Origin of the sequence: Chitinophaga sp. 22308 (assembly GCF_052045305.1) — a bacterium.
Taxonomy (GTDB): domain Bacteria; phylum Bacteroidota; class Bacteroidia; order Chitinophagales; family Chitinophagaceae; genus Chitinophaga; species Chitinophaga varians_A.
In genome coordinates this window covers 1-16,613 of the sequence record NZ_JBQEOP010000011.1, presented here as the reverse complement: position 1 = coordinate 16,613, position 16,613 = coordinate 1, and the positions used below count along the sequence as shown (strand labels likewise).

12 protein-coding genes are annotated in these 16,613 nt (G+C 51.4%); 8 read left to right on the top strand and 4 right to left on the bottom strand.

The genetic code is table 11. The features are described from left to right. Positions 1–17: 17 nt before the first annotated feature. Positions 18–1,919, top strand: coding sequence for a CocE/NonD family hydrolase (locus ACTJJS_RS31795; RefSeq protein WP_440667900.1), 1,902 nt, complete (start codon positions 18–20; stop codon positions 1,917–1,919). Between the two features lie 25 nt (positions 1,920–1,944). Here ACTJJS_RS31795 and ACTJJS_RS31790 read toward each other — a convergent pair whose 3' ends face one another. Then, the gene (locus ACTJJS_RS31790) at positions 1,945–2,463 is read right to left on the bottom strand and encodes a GNAT family N-acetyltransferase (RefSeq protein WP_440667898.1); all 519 of its coding nucleotides are present in this window, start codon (positions 2,461–2,463) and stop codon (positions 1,945–1,947) included. Positions 2,464–2,561: 98 nt separating this feature from the next. Between ACTJJS_RS31790 and ACTJJS_RS31785 the strand changes: the two genes are divergently transcribed. Beyond that, positions 2,562–3,368 carry a hypothetical protein gene (locus tag ACTJJS_RS31785; protein ID WP_440667896.1) on the top strand — a complete coding sequence of 269 codons (807 nt, stop codon included), beginning with the start codon at positions 2,562–2,564 and terminating at the stop codon, positions 3,366–3,368. 43 nt (positions 3,369–3,411) lie between these two features. Here the strand turns inward: ACTJJS_RS31785 and ACTJJS_RS31780 are convergent, their stop codons facing one another. The 3 genes from ACTJJS_RS31780 to ACTJJS_RS31770 form a co-directional block, all read right to left on the bottom strand. Continuing rightward, entirely contained in the window at positions 3,412–5,751 is a 2,340-nt protein-coding gene (locus ACTJJS_RS31780; protein ID WP_440667895.1) for an ABC transporter permease, read from the bottom strand. A 309-nt stretch (positions 5,752–6,060) separates the two neighbouring features. After that, entirely contained in the window at positions 6,061–6,975 is a 915-nt protein-coding gene (locus ACTJJS_RS31775; protein WP_440667893.1) for a patatin-like phospholipase family protein, read from the bottom strand. Then, entirely contained in the window at positions 6,972–7,811 is an 840-nt protein-coding gene (locus tag ACTJJS_RS31770) for a hypothetical protein (protein WP_440667891.1), read from the bottom strand. Before ACTJJS_RS31770 ends, ACTJJS_RS31775 begins: the two co-directional genes overlap by 4 nt. A 256-nt stretch (positions 7,812–8,067) precedes the next feature. Here ACTJJS_RS31770 and ACTJJS_RS31765 point away from each other — a divergent pair, with 256 nt between their 5' ends. The 6 genes from ACTJJS_RS31765 to ACTJJS_RS31740 all read left to right on the top strand — a co-directional run. After that, positions 8,068–8,622, top strand: a complete 555-nt coding sequence (locus ACTJJS_RS31765) for an RNA polymerase sigma-70 factor (RefSeq protein ID WP_440667890.1) — start codon at positions 8,068–8,070, stop codon at positions 8,620–8,622. A 208-nt stretch (positions 8,623–8,830) separates the two neighbouring features. Then, positions 8,831–9,892: a FecR family protein gene (locus ACTJJS_RS31760; RefSeq protein ID WP_440667888.1), complete on the top strand. Its 1,062-nt coding sequence runs from the start codon at positions 8,831–8,833 to the stop codon at positions 9,890–9,892. A 234-nt stretch (positions 9,893–10,126) separates the two neighbouring features. Further along, on the top strand, positions 10,127–13,300 hold the full coding sequence (locus ACTJJS_RS31755; RefSeq protein WP_440667886.1) for a TonB-dependent receptor: 3,174 nt from the start codon (positions 10,127–10,129) through the stop codon (positions 13,298–13,300). A gap of 11 nt (positions 13,301–13,311) precedes the next feature. Next, a complete protein-coding gene (locus tag ACTJJS_RS31750) occupies positions 13,312–14,805 on the top strand; it encodes a RagB/SusD family nutrient uptake outer membrane protein (RefSeq protein WP_440667884.1) in 1,494 nt (497 codons plus the stop codon). Positions 14,806–15,131: 326 nt separating this feature from the next. Continuing rightward, positions 15,132–15,680 (top strand): hypothetical protein, encoded by a 549-nt coding sequence (locus tag ACTJJS_RS31745; RefSeq protein ID WP_440667883.1) that lies wholly within the window; start codon positions 15,132–15,134, stop codon positions 15,678–15,680. 323 nt (positions 15,681–16,003) lie between these two features. Next, positions 16,004–16,613: DUF6443 domain-containing protein (locus ACTJJS_RS31740; protein WP_440667881.1), on the top strand; the 610-nt coding region annotated here is incomplete at its 3' end.

The following is a 16,613-nucleotide window of genomic DNA, read 5'->3' as shown; positions in this document are numbered from 1 at the left end:
CGGTTAAACGAGAAGCCATGAAGCAAGTTTATTCAGGCGTATTGTGCGTGCTGCTGTCGCTGACAGCCGCCGCACGGTCTGCCGCAGACTCTGTATGGGTACGTTCCCACTATATCAAAAAAGAACAGTATATCCGTATGCGTGATGGCGTGCAGCTGTTCACCACTATCTATCAACCAGTTGACAGCAGCGAGCAGCACCCGGTGCTAATGACCCGGACACCTTATTCCTGTGCTCCTTATGGCAAAGATATGTCGCCCAGGCTGTGGAATTCCTACTGGAACACGTATGTCCGTGAGGGTTATATCATCGTTATTCAGGATGTGCGTGGCCGTTGGATGAGCGAGGGGCAGTTTACCAATATCCGGCCGTTTAATCCTGATAAGAAAGGAACTGATATTGATGAGGCCAGCGATACCTATGACACCATTGAATGGTTGTTGCATCATGTGCCGCATAACAATGGCAGGGTCGGTATCTTCGGAATTTCCTATCCCGGCTTTTATAGTACCATGGGCGCTTTAAGCGGGCATCCGGCATTGAAGGCCGTTAGTCCGCAGGCGCCGGTGACGGACTGGTTCCATGGTGATGACTTCCACCACAACGGGGCTTTTTTCCTGATGGACTGTTTTAATTTTTATACCAAAGGTTTCGGGTATCCTCATCCGCAGCCGGTGTCCGTTGCGCCGGTGCAGCAATTGCAGCTGCCTTGCGCCGATAACTACCAGACCTTCCTGCAGATAGGCGCCATTCCTGATTTTACGAAGCTGACGGGCGACAGCCTGGTGTTCTGGAAAGAGATCATATCCCATCCCAATTACGACGACTGGTGGAAGGCCCGCGACCCGCGGCAGTACGTGGAACGGATAGAGCCTGCCATCCTGGTGGTAGGCGGACTTTTTGACGCAGAGGACTGTTACGGTGCGTGGAACCTGTACAAGGCTATTGAAAAGAAAAAGCAGTCCGCCCATTTCAATAAACTGGTGATGGGCCCGTGGTATCATGGTCAATGGGCTTCCACAGACGGCTCCCGGCTGGGCAATGTACAATTCGGGGATAATACCGCCGCCTGGTACCAGGAGCATATAGAGGTACCATTCTTTAATCATTATCTGAAAGACAAAGGTTCGCTGGCAGATCTGCCTGAAGCTACTGTCTTTTTTACCGGAGAAAACCACTGGCGGCAGTTTACCACCTGGCCTTCGCCGGAGGTGGCGTACAAGCCATTGTACTTACAGGCTGGCGGAGAATTGGGTTGGGCTCGTCCTGCCGGTGCTGCGCGGCCTTACAGTGAATACATCAGTGATCCGGCGCATCCGGTGCCTTATACCGGTGACATACATTATATACGCACCCGTGACTATATGACCGATGATCAGCGGTTTGCCTCCCGTCGCTCTGACGTGTTGACTTTTGAAACCGGACCACTTACTGAGCCGGTGACGCTGGGGGGAGCTGTTACCGCAGATCTCCGTGTAAGCATTACCGGTACCGATGCCGATTTTGTGGTGAAGGTCATTGATGTGTTCCCGGATAATTTCAGTTACCCTGGCGCCTCGCAGCCCAATATGACCCGTGATGCCGGCGGCCCGCATCCGATGGGCGGGTATCAGATGCTGGTGCGTGGTGATATTTTCCGCGGCCGTTTCCGTAACAGCTTCGCGCTTCCGGAGGCGTTTACGCCCGGTAAGGTGGAGAAGGTGCGTTTCGAGTTACCGGACGTAGCGCATACTTTTTTAAAGGGCCATCGTATTATGGTACAGATACAGAGCAGCTGGTTTCCGCTGGCTGACAGGAATCCGCAGCAGTTCATCAACATCTACGAAGCACAGGAAAAAGATTTTAAGAAGGCTGATATCCGGGTGTATCATGATGCAGCGCATCCTTCGTCGGTAGTGTTGCCGGTGCTGCCGGATTAGCCCGGGGCTTCAGCCCCGGGACTATTTAAATGTCCCGTTTCATCAAAATATCCATTTGTTCATCGGCGCCGAGCCGGAAGATATGTTGCCCGAAGGGAACAAACCCCTGTTTGTGATAGAATCCCTGTGCTTTTTCATTTTTTGTCCATACGCCCAGCCAGATGAAATCTGCATTTTTCTCACGGGCCACTGCGATGGCTTTGTCGAGTAGCAGTTGCCCTGCTTTGAGCCCCTGAAACTGTTGCAGTACATAGATGCGTTCTATTTCCAGTGTGTTCTGATCTTTCAGGTCGGTTTGTGCCGGTCCGGTGTTGAGCCTGATATAGCCGATGGGCGTATCTTGCCGGAAGGCAATGTAGTAGCTGATGTGCGGGGAGTTGATTTCTGTTGACAGTTGTGTGGCGTTAAAGTGTGTGGACAGGTGGTGTTGCATATCTTCCTGTGTATTATAGGCTTCGTAGGTTTCCCGGAAAGTGGCGACAGAAAGTTGCTGTAATGCTGTGATATTTTCTAAAGTCGCGCGAATAATATAGACAGCGGTCATAATTTTCTTTTTTGCAAAGATACTGAATCCGGGGGTGGTGTCTTCTGGAGGTGGGGGTTGTCATCGTTCTGACAGTTTCCTTTTAGTAACTTCGCGATATGACGAGACAAGAAGTTCAACTGACTGATACTGATATTCAATTGTTGCAAAGCCTGGGGCGGGTGAAGGGACGTCGTTTGAGGCTGCTGCTGTTTTTTACATTTGTGACGCTGGTGTTTGGGTTGTTATTGTTTATACCTTCTGATGCGACCGGTTTTAGGATTGGCGTAGGGCTGATATTTCTGCTGATGTTCTCGCTTTGTTATTTTATGTGGCGGGGAGTGTGGCTGATGCGGCGGCGTAGCCGGCATAGCATTAACAATGGCCGCAAAGGGATTGTGGAGATGGAGTTGAAGGCATTACAGGCCAATGGCCGGGGGGGAGTGGATTATGTAGCGGACAATGGCGAGGTGTACCGGGTAGCGGTGCCATTGCCGGGTGTTTCTGTATTGGGCAGGCAGTTGTCTTCCTGGTATCCGGGCGTGATAGAGCGGGCAGCCGGCATGGCAGGTGAACGGGTACAGTTACATATCAGTGTTACCGGTGTGTTGTTACAGGTGATCTATCCGGAGGCGCTGGCGGTGAAAGCGCCGGCGGTGTTAACGGAAACGGATAAACGGCTGGTAAGCCAGTACCATAACCGTGAAAAGGTGATTGTGATCGGTAAGATCACGGAGGTACTGTTCCCGTTGCAACGTGGCAAAGCGGCACATGAAACGTATATCCGTTTAGGTGATACCCTTTATCTCCTGAAGCCGTTGCGGCAGACGGAACATCCTGTCAATCCCGGACTGGAAGTGCATTTGCATATCCTTCCCGGGAGAAATGGAGAGGCTGACCAGCTGTTGTACCTGCTGGGAGCGTAGGATTGTTTTTCAGATGATAAGGTTGGGGGATAAGCCCTGTTTATTATTCTGACCTCAGACTGTTAACCGGATTGGTCATCGCCGCCCTGATGCCCTGGAAGCTGATTGTCAGCAATGCGATGACCACAGCCAGCAAACCGGCGAGCATAAACATCCACCAGGAGAGGGTGATATGACGGTCCATGTGTTGCAGTAGAACCTGCATGGCCCATGCTGCCAGCGGAGCAGCCAGTAGAAAGGCCAGCAGTATCGGTTTCATCAGGTCGGCCGACAGCATGAACCACAGGCGGGCAACGCTGGCGCCAAATACTTTGCGGATGCCAATTTCGCGGGTACGTTTTTCTGCCATGAAGGTCGATAACCCCAGCAGCCCAAGGCAGGAAATAATAATAGCGAGCGTGCCCACCACGCTGATCATCTGCCAGGTGGAACGGATACCTTCAAATTTGCGTTCCTGCGCATCCTGGGTGAAGTGGAACTCGAAAGGGTAGCCAGGCGCTGTTTTTTTGAAGGCGGCTTCGAGTTGTTGCACCTGTTGCTGCCATTGGCCGTCGTTGACGAGGCGCACAAAAATATGATTGAGGGTGCCGGTATTCAGGAAGACGGCTAATGGCTGAGTAACGTCGAACGGATCATTGAAAGAGAAGTTCCTGACCACGCCAATCACCATGTTCTGACCAATGAGCGTGCCCACTACAGGAGGTTTCAGTCCCATCTTTTTTACTGCAGTTTCATTCAGGATGCAACCCATGGTATCCCCAAAATCGCGGTTGAAATCCCGTCCTTCCAGGAGAGATAATCCTGCTGTTTTGATCCAGTCGTATTGTACCTGGCTGATATTGACCATAAAATTCTGGTCGGCTGTTTTGCCTGGCCATACCAGGTCATTGGTGGCGCCGTTGAAGCGTACCAGGTCGTCGTTGCCGGCGGAAACGCTTTGTACGCCGGGAATTTGCAGGAAGGCCTCCCGGATAGCGTCATATTTGCCGGCCATATTGCCGCGGGTGGGAATGTCGATCAGGTTTTCCGCCTCATAACCGATCGGCAGCTCCTGTACATACCGTTGTTGCCGGAAAATGACGATGGTGGTAATGATCAGGAAAATAGAGATCATAAACTGAAAGGTGACCAGGCCTTTGCGGAAAAGGCTGCCGTTGCGGTTACCCGGCATCAGGCCCTTTAATACTTTAACGGGCCGGAAGGCGCTGAGGAAGAAGGCGGGGTAGCTGCCGGCAATAAGGCCGGTGATCATGGCAAGGCCAATCATAAATAACCACAGCTTCCAGTCTGCCAGGTCCATGGTCAGATGGGTATGAAGCAGCGTGTTCATCGCGTGAAGGCTCAGTTTAGCCAGCAATACTCCGGTAACCAGCGCCAGCAAGGCCATGGCCATGGATTCGGAGAGGAACTGCCATACGATCTGGCGCCGGGTGGCGCCCAGGGTTTTGCGTACGCCCACTTCCCTGGCGCGTTGTGCGGAGCGTGCGGTGGCCAGGTTCATGAAGTTGATACAGGCGAGCAAAAGGACAAAGATGCCCACAATAATGACGAACTGAATGACCTGTATTTTGCCACCGGCGGGTTTACCGTCCCTGAACCTGTTATAAAGGTGAAAGTCGGCAAAAGGATAGGCAAAAGGGGTACTGTTGCCATAACGGGTGCCAATCAGTTTTTTCAGTTTATCATTGAAAATGTTCGGGTCAACATGTGGTTTGAGGGTGACAAAAGTCTGCATGGCATTATAGTCCCATCGATCGGAGATGCCCGGGTTTTGCTGTTCTATGAGCTGGTAAGGCAGCATCACATCGAACCGCAGGGTACTGTTGTCCGGGATGTCCTGAATAACGGCGCCTACTTTCAGGTTGCGGGCCTGGTTGTGCCGGAATATTTTACCGACGGCGTCATCGCTGCCGAAGAACTTTCTTGCTGTGCCGGAGGTAATTACGATAGAGCCGGGGTCGGAGAGCGCCGCTACCGGATCGCCGGCAATAACGGGGAACCGGAAAATACGGAAGAAATCCGCATCGGCATAGTACCCGTTTTCATAGGTGCTTTTATCTCCGATGTTCAGCAACTGGTCGCCGCCATGGGTAACACGTGTCACATGGTCCGCATCGGGCAGGCCCTCCCGGATGGCCGAGGCGAGGGCGGGCGTGGTCGTGTAGCCGGTATAGATGACATTCTCCCGGGGATCATTGAGCATGATGCCGTAGATCGAGGAAAGATTGGGATGGAAGCGGTCATATTGTAATTCTCCCTTTACAAAAAGAAGGAAGATGATGCCCAGCGCGAGCCCTATCGACAGGCCGCTGATATTGACAAAGGTGAACAGCCTGTTTTTGACCATTCCCCGGACGGTGGCGGCGTAGTAGTTTTTCAGCATAATCGGGAATTTTAATCTGCCTGGTAGCTGCTCCACCAAGAAGGTGCCATGTTTGAAACACTGGCCAGGCAAGAGGCGGGGAGTTGCGATGCGTCCGGTTTCGGAACAAAAGTGTCCGATTTCGCACGCGTTGCGTGATGCATTTCCTTTGCTGTCAATTGCTACCTGGGTTACTGCTTCAGTATTGTGCTGATGCGTCTTCTGCTGCCAATTGTTACCTGGGTGACTGCTTCAGCAGTGTGCTGATGCGTCTTCTACTACCAATTGCCGCCGGGGTACTGCATCGGTATTGTGCTGATGTGTCTTCTACTACCAATTGCCGCCGGGATACTGTTCCAGTATTGCCTTAGCGCGTAATTGTCCCTGCTTCATCCAGGCCTGCATCAGCAGCCGGTCAAACCGCAGACCGGTGGGAAAGTCGGGGTCAAGTTCTGCTTCGGGGCTGATATAAAATACCTTGACGGGGGCAGTGGCATTGTGCTGGAAGTTGCGCAGTACTTCGAGGTCGTTTTCCCGTACTTCCTGTATGAAGATGGTAACGGCGCGCATCAGCACATCGAGAAGGCCGGTATAGTTGTCGCTACCTGGCTGCTGTGTGTCCGGGTTGTTACTGAGGATATAGATCCGGTGCTCTTCTCCGGGTGAAAGATTGGTGACGACAGCGCGGGTAGGGACCACCTCCCGGTTGCCACCGTCTACATACTGGCGGTCACCAATGGTGACAGGCGGCATGAAAACGGCCTGGTTGCTGCTGCTCTGCAGCGATTTGATCAGCATTTCGGAGGAATTGATCACGAGGTTATCGTAGTGAATACTGGCCTGGATAGGATGTGAAGAGAAGATGCTCAGGCGGCCGGTTTGCAGACAGACGGCATTGAGGCATAATACCGAAGGGGATTGCCGTATGGTGTTCCAGGCGTCATCGGTCATCTGTTGCCGGATCTGGTTTTCCAGCGGAGTGGTGTCGTACAGATAAGGCTTGTTGTTGATGATGTTATCGATAGCGTTTTGTTTGTTGAGGATGTCCGCATTGCTGTTGCTCAGGTATATGTCTGTCACCTCCGGTATTTTACCGGCGGCTACCATGGCTGCGATGAGGGCGCCGGTGCTGGTGCCGCTGATGAGATCAAAGGAGCGGATACCGGTGGTGGTCATCAGCTGACGGAGCGCTCCTACGCTGAAAGCGCCTTTGGCGCCGCCGCCGCTGGTAATGAGTACGTTCATGATCTTTTTTTGAAAGGCTGATGGAATAGGACGATGCCTACGGCAAAGCCCATACGTGCGGATTTCAGTTCATTGTTGACCGACAGGTTGAGGCCAAATGGGCCCAGCTGCAATTCCGCTCCCAGTGCCACCTGGTTAAAATGTACGAAGCTTGTATTATATTCCGTATAGGCGTTGAGGTTACCAACGCCGACGGGTATCTTTTTCACTGAGATGTCAGTGACGCGAACGGCCAGCCGCGTGCTAAGCGTGGTATAGAAGGTATTGCCGCGAAGGAACAGGGCAGGACCGGCCATTACCCGAAAACGGCCGCCACACTGTCCGGCGCCGGCGAAAGTATAGCTGAGGTAACCCCTCACCGTGCCGAGGTAGGCTACCTGGCTGCTGAAAATATTGGCAGCGCCCTGACTGAGCTCGAAGCGTTTTTCCAGTCCGCCGCAAAACTCAGAAGAAGGAAACTCCGGATGGGCAATATGTTGGCGGTTCATATACACGAGCCACTGAAATACATTGTTGGCTTCATCGTCGGGCAATGCATCAGCAAAGCAGGTGCCGTTCAGCGTGTCGTTGATGAAAGTGGCGGTTTGCCGGCTGACCCGGATGAAATCCTGGTAGATTTGTGGATGTTGTTGTTGCAGCCGGGTGAGCAGCTGTTCGTTGGCGCTGTCCTGTGGCTGATATTTTCCCAGGGTTTTCGTGAGCGCAGATATGGTTTGTGCATAGGATACCGCTTTAGCTCTGCAGGTGGCGTTGTCACAGCATTTTTCCGTCGTTTGTGCAGTGAGCTCCCGGATACTGCCTATGCATAGTAACAATAGCAGCAGGGTTTTTTTCATAACAGGAAGTTAGGCTTTTTCGCAGAAAACGGCAACGCAGTCATGTAAAGTGCATCAGGATTTTAGCGAAGAGCAGGGACGTAAGGAAATGAACCTATCCCGGATGGTCCTTTTTTTCGGGAAATCGCCGGTAAAAGCCGGTAATGGATGAACATCTTCGCGTTCTTCGCTCTCTTGTATTCTTCGAGAAAAAAATCGCTTTACAATAAAAATTTGAGTAGTTTACCCGGGTGCACGCATTATTAAAAACTATTGTATGGGAGACGCTGAAGTAAACACCCTGTGGCAGTCTGTTTGTGGGGCGGATGATCAGTCGGCGTTTCGTACGTTGTTTGATTACTTCTACAACCGGCTGGTCTGTTTCGCGGCCGATCTGGAGGGTACCCGTGAAGCAGCGGAAGAGATTGTATCGGATGTGTTTGTGCAGCTATGGAAGAACCGCCGGCAAACGGTGGGGGGTATACGACTGAAGACCTATTTATATACGGCGGTCCGTCACCGCAGCTATAATTATATACGTGACCATCAGCGGCACCGGTGGCTGGGGCTGGACAGTATCACTGAGCCGGCGGAAACGGCTATTCAGCCTTCGCTGGAGTGGAAAGAGCTGCAGCAGCAACTGGACGCGGCAGTGGACCGGCTATCGCCGCAATGCCGCACTGTTTTCCGCATGGTGCGGGAGGAAGGCTTCAAATACAAGGAGGTGGCCGCTATCCTGGACGTGTCGCCACGCACGGTGGAAACCCAACTGGTAAGGGCGGTGGCCCGGCTGCGTGAAGTGCTGCAAGCTATGCAGCATCCGGTGCGGTAAGAGCGTGCCTCCCGGGCCAGACATTGAGCATCCGGCACGGCAGATAATCACGCAACCGTAGCGACGTTATACAACCGACTGGACATTTAAGCAAATTATACCATTCCCTCCCCATCCATTAGTGCTTTTCAAAATTTTTTTCATCGTTTGTACGTAATCGTGTTTTTTTTCGTGTCTGTATATCCGGAGAGCACTTCTTTCCGGAAGAATGATGACAGATGAACAACGCCTGAACGAACTGATCACTGCCCGGCTGGCCGGTACCATCGATGCGGATGGAGCGGCTGAGCTGGAATCCCTGTTGCGGTCATGTCCCGAACAACAGGCCACCATTGCCTTACTGGAACGGTACTGGGAGGCGGTCCCCGTAGCGGCCACACCGCCCGCAGACATTTTCCGGCACATCATGGCCGTGGCAGAGCCGGCCCACTCATCCCCAGGAAAAATTACAACAAAAGACTCCCGGGGGCTGAAGTCATGGATATTATGGGGAGCCGCAGCTGTGACCCTGCTGGGCATGTTCCTTTTATTCCGGCCTGCAGGCGGCAGTCATCAGCAGATAGTGCGGACGGCCGACGGGGAACGGAAAACATTCCGCCTGGCAGATGCCAGTACCGTACACCTTAATGGCGGTAGCCAGCTACGCTGTGTGCTGACCGGCTCCCGCCGCGAACTGTGGCTGGAAGGAGAGGCCTATTTTGAAGTGGCGCCCGACCCGGCCAGGCCCTTCGTGGTACACGCTTCCGGGGTCAACATACACGCGCTGGGAACGGCTTTTAACGTAAAAGCCTATCACGGGCAGTCATCCTGTGAAACAACCCTGCTGGAAGGCGCCGTGGAAGTATATGCCGACAAAACCCCCGACAGCAGGATACGGTTGCGGCCCTACGAAAAAGTATCGCTGGACGCTACCGCGTCGATCGCGGCGCCGGTGAAAAAAATAAACCTGAAAACCATACACGCAGGCCCGCCCGCACAAACCGCCGTCGCTGCGCCACTGGCCGACACCAGCCTGACAGAAACGGCCTGGGTCAACAACCGGCTGCAATTTGACGAGATCGACTTCGAAGAGCTGGCACGGCTGCTGCAACGCTGGTACGGCGTACATATCACCTTCCGAGATGAAAAACCAAAGCACTATATCTTCAGCGGCGCCTTTGCCGGCGAAACCGTCACCCAGGCATTGGATGCCATGCAGTTGATTGAAGATTTCCGCTATGAAGTACAGGGCAATACAATTACCATATTTGGCACGTCAACTAAAAAATAAGCTGCAAAAACCGTTATGAATCAGTAAAAACAAACAGTAGAACATCACAGAAAAAAAACAGGAAATGCTACTAACATTTCCTGTAATTCCAGGTAAAGAAACAATGCATATCCCCTTTGGCCGGGCGGACAGGGCATTGTTATTTTCTCACCCATCATCACAAATGTAATGCAAAATGTCAACCAATCGCGTTGCCGCCGGCGAAGAACGGCGGTACTAAAGCCTCTAGTCATTATGAAGCTGTCTTTTGTTATTGTTTTATTGTCCTGCCTGCAGGTGACCGCCACCGGCTACTCCCAGCGCCGGGTGTCGCTGTCGGTGAAGGATACGGAAATCAAAAAGGTGCTGGACCGTATCTCCGGGCAGACAGACGTCCGTTTCCTGTACAGCGACCGTAAAGTGGACCTGCACCGGAAAATCAGTCTGCATGCGGACGATGAGCCTCTGCCGGCGCTGCTGGACAAACTGCTGGCCGGTAGCGGATTTACCTATAAAGAACTGGAAAATAAACTGGTGGTCATCATCCCCGAAAACTCCGGATGGGACAACATCCAGGTAAAAGGAAAAGTGACCGGCGTGGATGACGGCAGCCCGCTGCCCGGCGTAACGGTACAGGTGAAAGGTACTGCCATCGGTACGGTGACGGATGAAAACGGCAATTTTCAGCTCAACGCGCCCGCCGGCGGTACACTGCTATTCCGCTACGTAGGGTACGACCAGCTGGAGCTGCCCGTGAAAGGCAGCATGCAGGTACAGCTGAAAAAATCTTCCAGCGCACTCTCCGAAGTGGTAGTGGTAGGTTACGGTACCACGCAGAAGAAAGACCTCACCGGCTCTGTGGTGAGCGTCACCCCCAAAGATTTTAACAAAGGCATCATCAGCAACCCGGTACAGGTACTACAGGGCAAAGTAGCCGGTCTGGTGATCAGCAAGCCCGGTGGTAATCCCAACGGAAAAATCAGCATCCGGCTGAGAGGCGCTTCCTCCCTGTCGGCCAGCAGCCAGCCGCTGTTTGTAGTGGACGGTATTCCCGGCATCGACATCAACGTGGTGCCACCGGACGATATCGTGTCCATCGATGTGCTGAAAGATGCTTCTGCGGCAGCGATATACGGTTCCCGTGGGGCGAACGGCGTTATTATTGTCACCACCCGCCGTGGTAAAGAAGGCGCTCCCCAGGTGTCTTACAGCGGTTATGTGGGCTTCGACCAGATCGCCAATACCTACGATGTGCTCAATGCTTCCCAATACCGTCAATACCTGAAGGACAATAATATCGACCCTAATGGTTTTGATCTCGGTTCCAGCACTAACTGGCAAAAAGCTATTTCCCGTACAGGCGTGAGCCACAACCACAACCTCTCCATGGGCGGCGGTAAAGACAATACCCGTTACAGCGCTTCGGTGAACTACCTCAACAACGAAGGTGCGATCATTAACTCCGGACTGGAACGTATCATCGGCCGTATCACACTCGACCAGGGCATCTTCGATAACCGGTTGCGTATAGGCCTGTCCATGAACTATGTAGGAGAGAAGAACCGCTACCAGGGCCTGAACCCCGACGATCAGGGAGATAACCGCCTCTGGGAACAGTCCATCGCCTATAACCCTACCGCTCCCATTTACAAACCCGATGGCACCTATTTCGAAAAACTCGATATCAACGATAACTACAATCCGGTAGCACTGGCCAACCAGATCAAACATCAGCGCGCATTCAATAAATTTATCGGATCTGCCAAGATCACCTATGATATCACCAAAAACCTGACCTACGATCTGTTATTGGGACTGGAAAGAGCTTCCGCCGACAGAGGCATGTACTATTCCAAAAAGTCTCCGGTGATTGAAGGCTCCGGCAGCAACGGCACCGCCACCCGCGAATCCAAAACCTGGGACAACAAAACGCTGGAAACCTATTTTACTTATGGCAAACAATGGAAGCAGCACAACCTGAAAGTGACCGCCGGTTATTCCTATCAGAATTTCTTTAGCAACTCCATGAATGCTGGCAATACGCAGTTCGTATCCGATATTTTCGGCTATAACAACCTCGGCGCCGGACAGGCCGATCTGCCTACTGTTGGCTCCGGGGCAGGAGAGAATGCTCTGGTGTCTTTCATTGGCCGCGCTTTCTACAGCTACCATGACAAATACCTGCTTACCGGTACAGTACGTCGTGACGGCTCCACCCGTTTCGGTAAAGACAAAAAATGGGGCACCTTCCCGTCGGCCTCTTTCGCCTGGCGCATGACACAGGAACCCTTCCTCTCCGGCGCCACCTGGCTGGAAGATCTTAAACTACGTGTAGGCTATGGCGTTACTGGCAACCAGGAAATCGAAAACTATAAATCCCCGCTGACGTACAGCCCGGGAGGTAAAGTGCTGGATAACGGCCGCTGGGTGACGTCCTATGTCATCGGACAAAATGAAAACCCCAATCTCCGCTGGGAATCTACCGCGCAGTTCAATGCCGGCATCGACTTCAGCATATTCAAAGGCCGTCTGACCGGTACCATCGAATACTACGACAAACGCACAAAAGACCTGTTGTTTAACTATAACGTGCCTTCACCGCCGTACCTGTTCCCCACCATCCTCGCCAACGTGGGCCAGATCAGCAACAAAGGTGTAGAACTGTCGCTCAGCGCAGGCGTGGTCCAGCGGAAAGATTTCAGCTGGGACGTGTCTTTCAATATCTCCCGTAACTATAACGAGATACTGTCTATCGCAAACGACCAGTTCAAAAGCGACGCTATTTACGCCGGTACCGTGGGCGCCCGCGGCCTAACCGCCGTACAGATCGTGAAGGTGGTGCCGGGTTATTCCATCGGTACGTTTTACATTCCGCAGTTCAACGGCGTAGATGCCAACGGTAACCAGCAGTTCAAAGACCTGGACGGCAACGGCTCCTTCGACTTCCGCAGCGACAGCCGCGTAGCAGGTAACGGTCTGCCTAAATACCAGGCCGGCCTTGCCAACACATTCCGCTATAAAAATTTCGACCTCAATTTCCTGTTACGAAGCCTGTTCGGCTACCAGATCTTCAATGCTACAGAACTGGTGCTCAGCGACCGTTTCAGCCGCATGCCCGGAAGGAACATCATCGCCAAGTACGCCAACAGCAATATCCGCGGTACGTATGTGTCTGACCGCTTCATCGAAAACGGTGCGTTCCTGCGTTTGGACAACTTCACCCTGGGCTATAACATCCCTGCGGCCAACAGTAAGTGGTTCGCCAATCCGAGGGTTTACATCTCCGGACAGAACCTCTTTATCCTGACGGCCTATTCCGGTCTGGACCCTGAACTGCCTATTGACGGCCTCGCGCCTGGCATTGATAACAGGAACGTATATCCGAAAACACGCTCCCTCGCAGTGGGCTTTACGGTGAATTTTAAATAAACAAGATGATCATGAAAACAACAATCTTCAAATATACCTTGCTGGCAGGCATGGCCTGTGCCGTTTTCAGTTGTACCAAGCTGGACGAGACTTTCTACGACCGTGGCACAGATGACAACTTCCTCAAAACAGAAGATGAGCTCAACGCCTTCGCCAACGGTGCTTACGCCAATATGCGCAGTTACCGTGACGCCTATTGGAAAATGAATGAAGTCACAACCGACGAGACCACGGTGCCTTCCCGCGGCGCCGACTGGAACGAAGGTGGCCTGTGGCGCGTGCTGATCAGTCACCAGTTTCCGGTAACGCATCAGTATATCAACGATATGTGGAACAGCATCTATCAGAATGGCGTAAACCCGGTCAACGCCATCCTGCAAAAGCTCGACCAGTCCACTATCCAGTTGCCCACCAAAGACCAGATCAAGGCGCAGATGAAAGTGCTGCGTGCCTTTCACTATTATCTGGCCATGGATGCATTCGGCAATATTCCCATCGTGACTTCCTTCAGCCAGGCAGAGCCGCCTAAAAACACACCCAGGGCGCAGGCCTTTACATTCATTGAAAAAGAGATACTGGACAATATCCAGTCGTTACCCGCAGAACTGAACACCAAAAACTACGGTAAAGTGACCAAAGGCATGGGCTTCATGCTGCTGGCACGTTTGTATGCTAACGCTGAAGTATATACCGGAACGCCGCGCTGGAATGACTGTATTCGTATGTGCGATTCCGTTACCAAACAAGGCTATCAGCTGGAGGCGGACTATTTCGCCAATTTCTCCACGCGTAACGAGTCGTCGAAGGAGAATATCTTCGTTGTCCCTTATGACGCCATCAACGCCAAAGGCATGATGCTGCACTATCTCACGCTGCATTACAACAACCGCTATACTTACGGTCTGCCTAGCTCGCCATGGAACGGCTGGTGTACGCTCAAAGCACATTATGAATCCTATGACAATGATGACAGGCGTAAGACCATGTTCCTCGTAGGGCAACAATATGCGCAGGATGGCACGCCCCTGAAGACAGAACAGGGGGCTCCGCTGGCTTTCACCCCGGAGATCAATGACCTGGCCAACGCCACCCAGACAGAAGGCGTACGTATCGTCAAATATGAAATTGAGAAGAACACACCCTATGCCGATCAGGACAATGACCTTGTGATTTTCCGTTATGCTGACGCGCTCATGCTGAAAGCAGAATGCCTGTTACGTACCGGTCAGGCTGGTCCGGCACTCGCCCTGGTGAACGAAGTGCGTGCCCGCAACTTCGCGGTGGCCAAGCCGCTGCTGACCCTGACGCTCGACGATTTGCTGGCGGAGAGAGGCCGGGAGTTTATCTGGGAAGGTTGCCGCCGGCAGGACCTTATCCGTTTCGGCAAATGGAGCGGCGAATGGCAGTTCCACCCGGCAGATGCGGAGTTCAGGAAGCTGTTTCCTATTCCACAGGCGCAGCTTGATGCGAACCCGAATTTGCAGCAAAATCCGGGGTATAAATAGTTGAGATGGCAGATAAGCAGGAAGGCCTTGGCGATGATTGATCGCTAAGGCCTTTCGTTTTTAAAGCGGATATCATCAGATTATTTTTATATCTTCCTTTTATAATCTTCCAATGCAAGCAGTAGTTTTTCTAAAAATAGAAACGTGATGAGAAAAATATATTCTGTTACGGTATGCTTATTTGCTTGTTTGACGGCGTCCGGCCAGGTGGCGGTCAATAGGGAGTCGAAAGACTCAACTAATATTTCCTATCATGCACTTCGTAAGTATTGTTCTGATAGGGCATTAAAACTGTAATGTAGTTAAGAAGCCCAAAAATAGCGACGGTGAAAATAATTTTTATATTATTCAGTTTGCTGGCTTTTATAACCAGCTCGGCGCAGGTAGATACCTTGGTGGTGAGGGAAAAGCGTGGTTTTTTATTTCTATCTGCAAGTAATTATATGTATGATTATGATGGAAGGCAGAATGAAATCAGGCTTTTGGGTTTTCATGACTTCTTTTTTCCTGCAGGCCGTAACTTTGATGAGTTGGATAGTTTAATTGTGAAGCCTGTGCTGAAAGATGGATTAAGAGTTGATTTTTTTGAAAAAAGGCAAGCGATTAAAAAAGAAGCACTTGAAGTTTTTTGCTCTGATACAACTGGGTGTTACGGTTTTGAGAAATTTTACATCATTCCTGTGGTTGTTACTTATAAACAATATAAAGATTTTGAACCTTTAATATGTAATAGACCAGTATATGAATTACTGGTTGACAATAAGCACTTATTAAGGTTTGAATATCTTTCTCAAGCCATTACGATCTCTTTTATTCAAGAAAATCGAGTCTTGACAATTGGAAAAGGGAAGGTTGGTATTAGGAGAGGTAAGTAGATGATTTAACGTGCTTTGAACTGTAAAATATGGAAAACGCATGGCACGTAGAATACTCCGGGGAGATATTTATTCTGTATGGAGCATTTGTAGTATACTAAAAAATAATAGGATGAAATATCCGGTGTTTACATGTGTTTAATCCTGCTTTGTTGTCTTCCTCTTGTTGGCAATGCCCGGCATATTGTGCCTGCTAAAACGAGAACACTATTTAATTGAGAGTGAAGGAGGAGTTTTATATTTTTAGATACCCTATTTAGATAATATTTTATATTTTTATTATCAAATATTCCGTTTTCAATTGTTGCCCAAGAATAATACCTATGAGACAAAGAACTCAACGTAGCATCATCCAAATTTCTGCGTTTTTATTGTTTACAGCCATATTATCCGGTAGCCAGATAGTTTCAGGCCAGCAGCCTGGCGGCGGCGGACTGCCCGCCGCGACGCCGGAAAGCATCCCTGGCGTCTATACGAATCCCACGATCAACTATATCCGGACCTGGGAGCCTTCCAAACCACTGACTGACCCCGCGACAGTAATGTCCCAGACAAATCCGACAGCCGATGTAAAACAGGCGACGCAGTACTTTGACGGCCTTGGGCGGCCTTTGCAGACGGTGGCCAAAGACATGGGCGGCAAGGGTGGAGACATGATAACTCCGGTGATATACGATGCTTTCGGACGGGAACAGTTTAAGTATCTGCCTTACACGGTAGCTACCGCTGATGGTAAATTCAAAACGACGGCGTTTGGTGACCAGGACCAGTTTTACCGGAACTCCGGTAAGTATACCGGAGAACGGATATTTTACAGCAAAACAGAATTTGAAGCCTCCCCGTTGAACCGGGTACTGAAAACTTACGCTCCGGGCAACAGCTGGGCGACCAAACCAGTAACGCTTCAATACCTCGTTAACACAGTCGCCGACT

Excerpts from the sequence above, each read along its gene's own strand:
- ACTJJS_RS31765 (WP_440667890.1), top strand. The coding sequence starts at position 8,068 with ATGGGAGACGCTGAAGTAAACACCCTGTGGCAGTCTGTTTGTGGGGCG.
- ACTJJS_RS31755 (WP_440667886.1), top strand. The coding sequence starts at position 10,127 with ATGAAGCTGTCTTTTGTTATTGTTTTATTGTCCTGCCTGCAGGTGACC.
- ACTJJS_RS31760 (WP_440667888.1), top strand. The coding sequence starts at position 8,831 with ATGATGACAGATGAACAACGCCTGAACGAACTGATCACTGCCCGGCTG.
- ACTJJS_RS31750 (WP_440667884.1), top strand. The coding sequence starts at position 13,312 with ATGAAAACAACAATCTTCAAATATACCTTGCTGGCAGGCATGGCCTGT.
- ACTJJS_RS31790 (WP_440667898.1), bottom strand. The coding sequence starts at position 2,463 with ATGACCGCTGTCTATATTATTCGCGCGACTTTAGAAAATATCACAGCA.
- ACTJJS_RS31795 (WP_440667900.1), top strand. The coding sequence starts at position 18 with ATGAAGCAAGTTTATTCAGGCGTATTGTGCGTGCTGCTGTCGCTGACA.
- ACTJJS_RS31770 (WP_440667891.1), bottom strand. The coding sequence starts at position 7,811 with ATGAAAAAAACCCTGCTGCTATTGTTACTATGCATAGGCAGTATCCGG.
- ACTJJS_RS31785 (WP_440667896.1), top strand. The coding sequence starts at position 2,562 with ATGACGAGACAAGAAGTTCAACTGACTGATACTGATATTCAATTGTTG.
- ACTJJS_RS31775 (WP_440667893.1), bottom strand. The coding sequence starts at position 6,975 with ATGAACGTACTCATTACCAGCGGCGGCGGCGCCAAAGGCGCTTTCAGC.
- ACTJJS_RS31780 (WP_440667895.1), bottom strand. The coding sequence starts at position 5,751 with ATGCTGAAAAACTACTACGCCGCCACCGTCCGGGGAATGGTCAAAAAC.